Source organism: Dialister succinatiphilus YIT 11850 (assembly GCF_000242435.1).
Lineage (GTDB): Bacteria > Bacillota > Negativicutes > Veillonellales > Dialisteraceae > Dialister > Dialister succinatiphilus.
On record NZ_JH591189.1, the window covers coordinates 32,626 to 42,605 of the forward strand.

Genomic DNA, 9,980 nt, shown 5'->3' on the forward strand with positions numbered 1-9,980 from the left:
CGGAATTCCTTTCAAGTAAAAAGCCTGCACCTTCCGGCGCAGGCCTGGATAGTAGAAATCAGAGGAAAATATACTTCAGAATGAAAATCACAGTGAGTGCCATCATGAGGGCGCTTACCTTGCTTCTCCGTCCGGTGAGGAGGTTAATCAGGGTGTAGGTGATGGTGCCGAAGGAAATGCCTTCTGCAATGCTGTAGGCAAAGGGCATGGCAATGATGGTGAAGTAGCAGGGAATGGCTTCGGTGGGATCATTGAAGTCAATGCCGGTGACAGCGGTGAACATGAGGAATCCTACGATAATCAGGGCCGGTGCGGTAGCAAAGGCAGGAATGGCCATGAACACAGGGGAAAGGAACATGGAAAGAAGGAAGAGCACTGCCACGGTGACAGCGGTGAGGCCGGTGCGGCCGCCTTCGGAAACGCCGGAGGCACTTTCCACATAGGTGGTGGTGGTGGACACGCCGAGCACAGCACCTACGGAGGTGGCTACGGCATCTGCCATGAGGGCACCCTTGATATGGGGCAGCTTGTTGTTCTCATCCAGCATATTGGCTTTGGAGGACACGCCGATGAGGGTGCCGATGGTATCGAAAATATCGACAAAGAGGAAAGCCAGCAGCACCACTACGAAATTGAAGGTGCCTACCTGGGAGAAGTCCAGCTGCATGAAAATGGGGGCCATGCTCTTCGGTTCAAAGGCGGAAAGGCCGCCGGAGAAATTGGGGAGGGTGCTGAATGCGCCTACGGAAGGATCCGGCACATAAAGTCCGGAGATTTCACAGAGAACGCCCAGAAGCCAGGTAAAGAGAATGCCCCAGAGGATATTGCCTCTCACCTTCTTTACCATGAGGATAGCCGTGAAAAGAACGCCGATAATGGCCAGCACCACTGTAATGCCGGTGGTATGGAAGGTGCCGGCGGCCATGGCCTGCTTGAAGGAAAAGAGGGAAATCTTGGTGGCAGGATTGGCCACGATGATCTGGGCAGAGCCTAAACCGATGAAGGCGATGAAAAGGCCGATGCCTGCAGATACGGCTTTCTTCAGATTAATGGGGATGGCGTTGAAGATGGCTTCACGCACATTGGTGAGGGACAGGACGATGAAGATGATCCCTTCCACAAAGACCGCAGCCAGTGCCATTTCCCAGGAATAGCCCATCTGCTTTACTACGGTAAAGGCAAAGAAAGCGTTGAGCCCCATGCCCGGTGCCAGGGCAAAGGGGTAATTGGCGAAAACGGCCATGAGCATGGTGCCCAGGAAGCCGGCCAGGGCAGTGGCAGTGAGGACGGCGCCCTTGTCCATGCCGGTGGTACTCATGATAGAAGGGTTGACGGCGAGGATATAGGCCATGGTCATAAACGTGGTAATCCCTGCCATGATTTCGGTCTTTACGGTGGTGTGACTTTCCGACAGATGGAAAATTCGCTCCATGAGACCTGCATTGTTTTCCATGAATAAGCTCCTTTCGTGTTGAAAAGTATTCCGGCGTCTGGAAAAATAACGCCATAGAACATTTTTTACGCTCTTATTATATGATTTTTAACAGCTTGAATCAATGAATTTTATCTATTCATGGAATGCAGATATATCATTCTTCCATGAGGAAAAGGAAGTCCTTGGCTTCCTGTGCTACAATAAAAAAATAACCGGCAAAGAGCCGGCGGAAAGGGAGTACATCATGAGTATATGCAACCTGTGCCCCAGGGCATGTAAAATAGAAAGAAAAATATCGGTAAAGGATAAAGGAAATGTGGGATACTGCCGCTCCGCCATGCTTCCCGTCATTTCCAGGGCTGCCCTCCACCATTGGGAGGAACCCTGCATTGCAGGCAGCCGGGGCGCCGGCACCGTTTTCTTCGCCGGCTGCAACCTGTCCTGCGTATACTGCCAGAACTATGAAATATCGGAAATGAGAAAGGGCATCGAAGTGTCCGTGGAGCGGCTTCGGGAAATCTATTTCGAGCTTATCGCAAAGGGGGCCCACAACATCGACCTGGTCACCCCTACCCACTACACCCATGCCATTTTCCAGAGCCTGCGGGACCCGCTCCCCGTGCCGGTGGTATACAACTGCGGCGGCTATGAAAGCGTGCACACCGTGGCCTTCCTTAGAAACAAGGTGCAGTGTTGGCTGCCGGATCTGAAATATGCAGACAGCATCGCTGCCGCCCGCTACAGCGATGCGCCGGACTATTTTGAAAAGGCCACCGCCGCCATTGAGCAGATGTTCCGCCAGACCGGTCCCTATGACATAGACAGCAGCGGCATCCTCAGGAAAGGCGTACTCATCCGCCACCTGATCCTTCCGGGACAGGTGGAGAATACGAAGAAAGTGCTGGAGTATGTGGCAGATACCTTTGCTCCCGGCGAAGTACTCTTCAGCCTCATGCGCCAGTATGTGCCCTGTGGAAGGGCAGCGGAATATCCTGAAATCAACCGCCCCATTACCGATGAGGAATACGAAGAATGCGAAAGCTATATGGAAGAACTGGGCATCGTAGACGGCTACGTCCAGCAGAAAGCCAGCTCCGACAAAATGTTCATTCCCGCCTTTGACGGCACAGGGGTGCTGAAAAGGGAGGAATAGAAAAGGGTCTGTGAAAAAATGGAAATCATTTCTTCACAGACCTTTTTGCTGTTTTTGACCGGTGCAGCAGGAAAATTTACAGCCTGGAGGACAGTTGGGAGAAGGGGATGAAAGCTCCGGGATGGAGAGGCCGTTTCCCGATTTCCTTTCCCATCCAGATCATGTCATACCAGCGGCCGAATTTATACCCGCACTTTTCAAAGCGGCCCAGGGTTTTGAATCCAAGGCTTCTGTGAAAAAGGGGACTGTCTTTGGGAAGGAAAGGGTCCTCTCTTCTGGTGACGGCAATGCAGGCATAGAGGTTGAATACCTGCTGGGACAGGAGGATGGACTCCAGCTGGCCATAGAGCGCCTTCCCCAGGCCCCGGTGATGGAAGGGAGGAGCTATATAGATAGAAAGTTCTGCGGCGTGGTCATAGGCTTTCCGGGGGTGGAAGGGTCCGGCATAGGCATAACCTGCTATCCGGCCATCAGAAAGGGCGGCAAGATAGGGGTACCGTTCCAGGGTAGAGGTCATGCGATGCTGGAAATCTTCCAGGGCCGGCAGGTCCTCTTCAAAGGTAATCGCCGTGTTTTCCATATAGGGCCGGTAAATGGAAAGAAGGGAAGGCGCATCTTCTATGGACGCCTGGCGGATGAAAAAGGAAGGGTTACTGCTTTTTTCCATTTCTTTGTTCCGCTTTTTCCATAAACCTTACGCCATCTACCAGAAAGCGGTCGTGGTCTGCTTCTCCGATGTCTCCATTCTCATCGGCAGCAGTGATGTGGAAGGAAATTTTCTTTCCCTTCACCTCTGTCACTGTGGCGGTGACGGTAATCACATGGCCCGGAAGGGTGGGGGCTTTATGGATAAGGGAAATGGAACCGCCTACGGTGGTTTCCCCTTCCGTAAGATGCGGTGCCAGCGCCTTGCAGGCCGCTTCCTCCATGGCCGCCGACAGCACCGGCGTGGCCAATACGGGCAGGGACCCGCTTCTTACCTTTTCCGCCGTATCCTTTTCGGTAATGGTTCTTGTAATCTGTGCAGTGATTCCTTTGATAATCATAATAAACTCCTTTCTTTTATCAGCATTCCAAAGAGAGTGCTGAATAAAGAATATGAATCCTTTTCATAGTATATGATATAATTATAAGATAATTTATGATTATTTCCATATACGATCTGGAATCCCTTGAAATTTCTTGAGAGGTGCAATTTGGAAGATAAAAAGACAGAAGACACGGGAGAAACGGAAAGGACCCTCTTTCCCCGGAAGGAGGACCGCCGGAAATGGTCAGCTCTGGGAGGCATTCTTTTCGTTCTGGTCCTTCTTATGGCCGGTGTGTATTTCTATGCCTTCGACAGGGTGGGACTTCATGGCACGGCCATGGTGGATGTGCCCCGGAATTCTACAGGCCGGGACATTGCAGATACCCTGGAAAAAAAGGGGGTCATCCGCAGCAGCACCCTGTTCCGGATGTATTCCAGGATTCTGGGAAGCGGCAAGAGCCTGCAGAGCGGGACCTATAAGATGAAACAGGGAATGACAGTGAAAGAGGCCATGACCAAGCTCCGTTCAGGCATGACAGAATCCGTATTTGTTACGGTGCCCGAAGGGTATACAGTACACCAGATAGCGGCTCTTCTGGATGAAGCCGGTGTCAAGGGGGCCGATGATTTTGAAGGAGAGGCCGCTTCCTACGGCCCCTTGAAATACCAGTACGGTCCGCTGCCGGTATCGGTAAAGGCAGAGGGATTCCTCTTCCCTGACACCTATAATATTCCCAAAGAGTATACAGCCCGGCAGATCTGCGATATGATGTACAAGCGTACCGATGACATGCTGACGCCGGAGATTCGAAAGAAGGCGCAGGCAAAGCATTTGACCCTCCATGATCTCATGACCCTGGCCTCCATGGTGGAAAAGGAAGCCCGGTTCAAGGAAGACCAGGAGCCCATTGCATCGGTGATGCTGAAGCGTCTTTCCATAGGCATGCCTCTCCAGATAGACGCCACCATCCAGTATGCCCTGGGCAGTCCGAAGGCGGAGCTTACCATACAGGATACCCGCATCGACTCCCCTTACAATACCTATACCCATAAAGGACTGCCGCCAGGACCCATTGGAAGCCCCGGCATGGATGCCATTGAAGCCGTGCTGGACGCAGAGCCGGGAGAGTACCTTTACTATGTAGCCCAGCCTGACGGACACCACGTCTTTACGAAATCCTATGAGGAGCATCAGGCGGAAACGGAGAACATTTATGGGAAATGACTGGCAGGTCCTGAAAAGGGAACTGGAAGAATACGCAGAGAAAAAGGGAGTGCCCATTATCCGGGGGCCGGAGCGGGAGCTCCTCCTCAAGGCGGCAGCCCTGGCGGAGCCCCGCCGCATGCTGGAAATAGGAACGGCCATCGGCTACTCTGCTCTTCTTCTGGCAGAGCGTTTTCCAAAGGCCCAGATCCATACGGTGGAGCTTGATGAAGAGCGATATCACATGGCGGTGCAGGTGATGGAAAGAGCGGGCCTCACGGGCCGGGTCCACTGCATTCTGGGGGATGCGGGACAGGTGATTCCTACCCTTTCGGGGCCCTATGATTTCCTTTTCCTGGATGGCCCCAAGGGACAGTACCTGAGAGAACTGAAGGCTATTGAGCCTCTCCTGTCCGAGCGAGCTGTCATTGCGGCGGATAACGTCCTTTTCCGGGGGCTGGTGGAAGCAAAGGATCCTGTGCCTCACCGGTACCGCACCCTGGTGATGAGGCTTCGGGAATATATAGATTATGTGAACGAAAAATATGAAACTCGTATATATAAAGAAGGAGACGGTTTGGCCGTTTCTCTTAAAAAATAGAAAGGAACATATATGAAGAAAATGGAACTTCTCGCTCCGGCGGGAACAATGGAAAAAATGAAAATGGCTCTCCTCTACGGGGCAGACGCGGTCTATCTGGCAGGCAAGGTCTTCGGCCTCCGCGCCTACGGCGGCAATTTTTCTATGGAAGAACTGAAGGAAGCCGTTTCCTATGCCCACAGCATGGGTAAAAAGGTGTACGTCACCGTGAACATTATCCCCAGAAATGAAGATCTGGAAGGACTGGACGACTATCTCAAATATCTGGAATCCATTCATGTCGATGCGGTCCTGATTTCCGACCTGGGAGTCTTCTCCCTCTGCCGGGAAGTGGCGCCCCATCTTCCCATCCATGTATCCACCCAGGCAAGCTCCGCTAACTGGCGCACGGTGAAGATGTGGAAAGACCTGGGCGCCGAAAGGGTGGTGCTGGCAAGAGAAGTGTCTGTGAAAGAAATGGCAGACATCCGTAAAAAAGTGGACATTGACCTGGAAGTTTTCGGCCACGGTGCTATGTGTATTTCCTGGTCCGGCCGCTGCCTTCTTTCCAATTTCTTTACCAACGGCAAAAGGCAGTCCAACCGGGGCGAATGCATCCAGGCCTGCCGCTTCCGCTATGCGGTCATGGAAGAATCCCGGCCCGGACAGTACTGGCCGGTGGAAGAAGATGAGCATGGCACCTACATTTTCAACAGCAAAGACCTCTGCATGATCGACCACATTCCAGAACTCATCGAAGGCGGCGCTGCTTCCCTTAAAATCGAAGGACGCATGAAGAGCGTATACTACGTGGCAGCCGTGGTGGCAGCCTACAGAAAAGCCATCGACGCCTACTACGCCGAAGGCGGTGCCTACAGGGTGCGGCCGGAATGGCGGGAGGAACTGGAAAAGGTATCCCATCGTCCCTACACCACCGCCTTTGCCTTCCAGAATCCGGACCACAGCGCCCAGGAATATGTGAAATCCCAGCCGGAGCAGCCCTATGACTTTGTGGGACTCATTCTTCCGGGCCACGGGGAAGAAGGCACAAACCAGGTGCAGCAGAGAAATCATTTCAAGGTAGGGGAAATCCTGGAATACCTGACGCCCCAGGGCCAGGTGGGCCTTGTGAAAATTACCAGACTGGTGAACCGGGATGGAGAAGAGGTGGACAAAGCCCCCCATCCGCTGGAAGAACTGACCATGACAGGAGACAAAACCCTTCCTGCTTTCTCCATTCTGAGGAGGCGTGCAAAGAAATGACAGAAGATACAAGGGTATATATAGAAATCCCGCCGGAAGAAGTGAACTACATCAACCGCATTATCGAAGGCTACGAATATCTGGGCGTGCTCACCACCTTAAACGCCAAAAGGGCCACCTGCCAGATCAACTCCACCAGGGACACCAGGGATACAGTGATTGATGTGCTTACCCATCTGCCTGATGTAAAGGTCAAAATTCTTTCCAGCAGGGAAGAAGCACTGAAGGACTAAGGGAAACTTCTTCCTCCTTTTCCGACTATACCCATAGAGAAGCGAAAAGACCGGAAAAACCGGCTGGCCCATCCCGCTGGCGCCCATCCATGGAAAACGGGAATGCCGGAGTTTCCTGTCCTATCCTTCTTCCTCAGCCGGCTGAAACAATCAAAACATACGAAAACTTCCCGCAAATCCTTCAAGGCCCTGCCTGAAGCGGTCACTGGCGCGCCCGCTTTTGGATTTCGGGAAGTTTTTTGCGTGTCCGGAAATGCAATGATTCATACCGATATCAGTCTCTCTGCAGCAGCCCTTTTCTGCCATGGGAAGAAAAAAGAGCAGGCGCCGGCGGGAAAGGCATGGCATCCGGGAGCCATCCCTTTCCCTTTACCAGAAATCTCTGGAGCCTTTGCATTTCCCCCTGCTCTGTGTACAATAATAATGACAAAGAATGAAATCAAGGAGGCTTATGATGGATTCTGTGAAGCTGGTACTGGAATATCTGAGGGAATGTGAAGTGTTTTATATGGCTACCGTGGACGGACTGGAGCCCCGGGTGAGGCCCATGAGCGGGGTATGCGAGGTGGAAGGAAGGCTCTGCTTCCTTTTCTCCCGGTCCTCTGCCCTCTATCATGAAATCATGGGAAACCGCCATGTGGAAATCTCTGCGGTGCACCCGGACAAGTCCTGGATTTCCCTCCGGGGCTGGCTGAAGGAAGAAGAGGAGAAGGAGACCAGGGACACCATGCTGAAGGCCTGCCGGGATGATATCGAGGATATGGGCCTGGTGGACAGGGAGGATATGGCTGTCTTCAGTCTCCATGGGGGCAGTGTATATCTGCGCGACCGGAATGAGGGAAGAGAGAAAGAGCTGAATCTGGGCTAGCCATTACGACAGTGCCGGCTATACACCTGAAGGGTCATACATTTTGTGCTTTGCAGATGTCATAGAAAAGGGCCGTACCTTCTTCGCTGGCGTGAACCTTCGGGCATGCCGTTTCATGCCCTGTCCAGACTGTAAAATTATGATTTAATGCGCCATTAATGGCATTAAGTGTTATAATGGTTTCAATCTACCTATTGTCATGACAATGGGAATACAAAGGGGGATATTATGGCATCCAATGGACTTATCACTGATTTGTATCAGCTCACGATGACCAATGCTCTTTTCAAGAAGGGCATGCATGAAAGAAAAGTCGTATTTGACCGTTTTTATCGGGTGAATCCCTTCAAGGGCGGCTATACCGTGGTGGCAGGACTGTCCCATCTGGTGGATTTTGTAAAGAATTTTACCTACAGCGATGAGGATATAGAATATCTCCGGAGCCTTCATATTTTCTATCCGGAATTTCTGGATTATCTTTCCCATTTCCATTTCACCGGAAATATTTATGCCATGCCGGAAGGTACGGTGGCTTTCCCGGGGGAACTGCTTCTCCGGTTTGAAGGGACCACCACCGAGGCCATGCTGCTGGAGACCGGACTTTCCATGATTATGAACCATGAAAGTTTGATTGCCACCAAGTGCCGCAGGGTGCGTACCGTGGCGCCGAAGGATGCGCTCATGGAATTCGGTCTGCGCAGGGCCCAGGGCCATTCGGCAGGACTCTGGGGCGCCAGGGCTTCCATGATCGGCGGTTTCAACGGCACTTCCAATGTGGAAGCAGGAAAGCTTTTCGGCATTCCCGTGCTGGGCACCATGGCCCACAGCTGGGTCATGAGCTTCGATACGGAGCTGGAGGCCTTTGAGGAATATGTGAAGCAGTACCATGACAATCTCATCCTTCTGGCAGATACCTATAATGTGCTGGAAATGGGAGTACCCCATGCCATTCAGGTATTCCGGGAACTGAAGGCAGCCGGAAAGCTGCCGAAGAAGTACGGCATCCGCATTGACAGCGGTGATCTGGGCTACCTTTCCCAGGAAGCATCCCGCATGTTCCGGGAAGCCGGTTTCCCGGATGCCATCATTTCCGGTTCCAACGATCTGGATGAATACCTGATCCAGTCTCTGAAGGAACAGGGCTGCACGGTAACAAGCTGGGGCGTCGGCACGAAAATCATTACGGCTGACGGCACGTCCGCCCTGGGCGGGGTGTTCAAGATGAGTGCCCGTGAAAAGAATGGCACCTTTGAACCGGTGATGAAGATTTCCAATGATGTGAGCAAAATGACAAATCCCGGCATCAAGGCAGTGCGCCGCTTCTACAAGAAGGGCACCGGCAAGATGATTACGGACCTGGTATGCCTGGCCGATGAGCCTTTCCCTGACGGCGGTGATTTTACGCTGGTTACGGAATCGGCCAAGTGGAGAAAGAAGGAACTGAAGGCAGGCACCTATACCTGTGAGGACATGTTAAAGCCTGTCATCCTTCAGGGGAAGGCAGTGAAACTTCCAAGCCTTGATGAAACCATTGCTTATGCCAACAGGCAGATGGAAACCCTGTGGCCCGAGTATACAAGGCTTCTGAATCCGAACATTATGGAAGTGAACCTGTCGGATAAGCTGCAGGATCTGAAAAGTCATATTATTGACGAAGATTTGAAGAAAAAATAATCATGAAATGGAAATGCCTCTCTTCGGAGAGGCATTTTTTTCTGAGCTGTCCTTCTCCATCACTCTTTTTCGGGAGAAAATTTCTTCTAATGATGGAATTGACTTTAGATAATTTTGGGTATACATTAGTCACATGAAAAAACACAAGATTTTATAAATGATTATATTTTATAATTGACTTCAGGAAAACAGGGATTTATAGATTCTGGTGTGCTGCGAATTTATGGCACCGGCTGCATGGTACTGCTCTCTAGAGGACATACTATGCCTGAAAAAATCAGTAAGCCCTTTCACAGGCGTTTCCTGGAGAAAATAGGAACAGTGAGGATAGAGTGAAAAATTGGAAAGAAGACCGGTCCCGGTTTATGGAGGCTGTGTGTGACCATTTTCCCGGCGGCGTCATGGTATACCGTGACGATGAGGAAAAGGAAATTATATTTGGAAACTCAAACTTCGCACACGGAAAACATCCCGTATGCCTTGATAAATCAGCTTGAACTGAATGTCGAAAGCCATTCACGCACACTTCTGTGCACGCAG

General features: G+C 51.7%; 12 protein-coding genes. 9 read left to right on the plus strand and 3 right to left on the minus strand.

Features of this window, described 5'->3' with window-relative positions:
- Positions 1 to 58 precede the first annotated feature (58 nt).
- A complete protein-coding gene (locus tag HMPREF9453_RS09125) occupies positions 59 to 1,453 on the minus strand; it encodes an NCS2 family permease (RefSeq protein ID WP_008860268.1) in 1,395 nt (464 codons plus the stop codon).
- Between the two features lie 103 nt (positions 1,454 to 1,556).
- Here HMPREF9453_RS09125 and HMPREF9453_RS09130 point away from each other — a divergent pair, with 103 nt between their 5' ends.
- Entirely contained in the window at positions 1,557 to 2,588 is a 1,032-nt protein-coding gene (locus tag HMPREF9453_RS09130; RefSeq protein WP_008860269.1) for a 4Fe-4S cluster-binding domain-containing protein, read from the plus strand.
- Between the two features lie 76 nt (positions 2,589 to 2,664).
- Here HMPREF9453_RS09130 and HMPREF9453_RS09135 read toward each other — a convergent pair whose 3' ends face one another.
- Together HMPREF9453_RS09135 and HMPREF9453_RS09140 are read right to left on the minus strand one after the other, a co-directional pair.
- On the minus strand, positions 2,665 to 3,255 hold the full coding sequence (locus tag HMPREF9453_RS09135) for a GNAT family N-acetyltransferase (protein WP_008860270.1): 591 nt from the start codon (positions 3,253 to 3,255) through the stop codon (positions 2,665 to 2,667).
- Positions 3,239 to 3,634 (minus strand): thioesterase family protein, encoded by a 396-nt coding sequence (locus HMPREF9453_RS09140; protein ID WP_008860271.1) that lies wholly within the window; start codon positions 3,632 to 3,634, stop codon positions 3,239 to 3,241. Before HMPREF9453_RS09140 ends, HMPREF9453_RS09135 begins: the two co-directional genes overlap by 17 nt.
- Before the next feature lie 150 nt (positions 3,635 to 3,784).
- Between HMPREF9453_RS09140 and mltG the strand changes: the two genes are divergently transcribed.
- From mltG to HMPREF9453_RS11985, 8 genes are all read left to right on the plus strand, one after another.
- A complete protein-coding gene (gene mltG / locus HMPREF9453_RS09145) occupies positions 3,785 to 4,843 on the plus strand; it encodes an endolytic transglycosylase MltG (RefSeq protein WP_008860272.1) in 1,059 nt (352 codons plus the stop codon).
- The gene (locus HMPREF9453_RS09150) at positions 4,833 to 5,423 is read left to right on the plus strand and encodes an O-methyltransferase (protein WP_008860273.1); all 591 of its coding nucleotides are present in this window, start codon (positions 4,833 to 4,835) and stop codon (positions 5,421 to 5,423) included. The genes mltG and HMPREF9453_RS09150 overlap by 11 nt, the downstream gene beginning before the upstream one ends.
- A 12-nt stretch (positions 5,424 to 5,435) precedes the next feature.
- Positions 5,436 to 6,665 (plus strand): peptidase U32 family protein, encoded by a 1,230-nt coding sequence (locus HMPREF9453_RS09155; RefSeq protein WP_008860274.1) that lies wholly within the window; start codon positions 5,436 to 5,438, stop codon positions 6,663 to 6,665.
- Positions 6,662 to 6,898 (plus strand): DUF4911 domain-containing protein, encoded by a 237-nt coding sequence (locus tag HMPREF9453_RS09160; protein WP_008860275.1) that lies wholly within the window; start codon positions 6,662 to 6,664, stop codon positions 6,896 to 6,898. The genes HMPREF9453_RS09155 and HMPREF9453_RS09160 overlap by 4 nt, the downstream gene beginning before the upstream one ends.
- A 102-nt stretch (positions 6,899 to 7,000) precedes the next feature.
- Complete coding sequence (locus HMPREF9453_RS11980) at positions 7,001 to 7,396, plus strand: hypothetical protein (RefSeq protein WP_148363767.1); 396 nt, start codon at positions 7,001 to 7,003, stop codon at positions 7,394 to 7,396.
- Positions 7,353 to 7,766 carry a pyridoxamine 5'-phosphate oxidase family protein gene (locus tag HMPREF9453_RS09170; protein ID WP_008860276.1) on the plus strand — a complete coding sequence of 138 codons (414 nt, stop codon included), beginning with the start codon at positions 7,353 to 7,355 and terminating at the stop codon, positions 7,764 to 7,766. The genes HMPREF9453_RS11980 and HMPREF9453_RS09170 overlap by 44 nt, the downstream gene beginning before the upstream one ends.
- 228 nt (positions 7,767 to 7,994) lie before the next feature.
- Positions 7,995 to 9,440, plus strand: a complete 1,446-nt coding sequence (locus tag HMPREF9453_RS09175; RefSeq protein ID WP_008860277.1) for a nicotinate phosphoribosyltransferase — start codon at positions 7,995 to 7,997, stop codon at positions 9,438 to 9,440.
- A gap of 332 nt (positions 9,441 to 9,772) precedes the next feature.
- Positions 9,773 to 9,937, plus strand: coding sequence for a hypothetical protein (locus HMPREF9453_RS11985; protein ID WP_156792549.1), 165 nt, complete (start codon positions 9,773 to 9,775; stop codon positions 9,935 to 9,937).
- Positions 9,938 to 9,980: the final 43 nt, after the last annotated feature.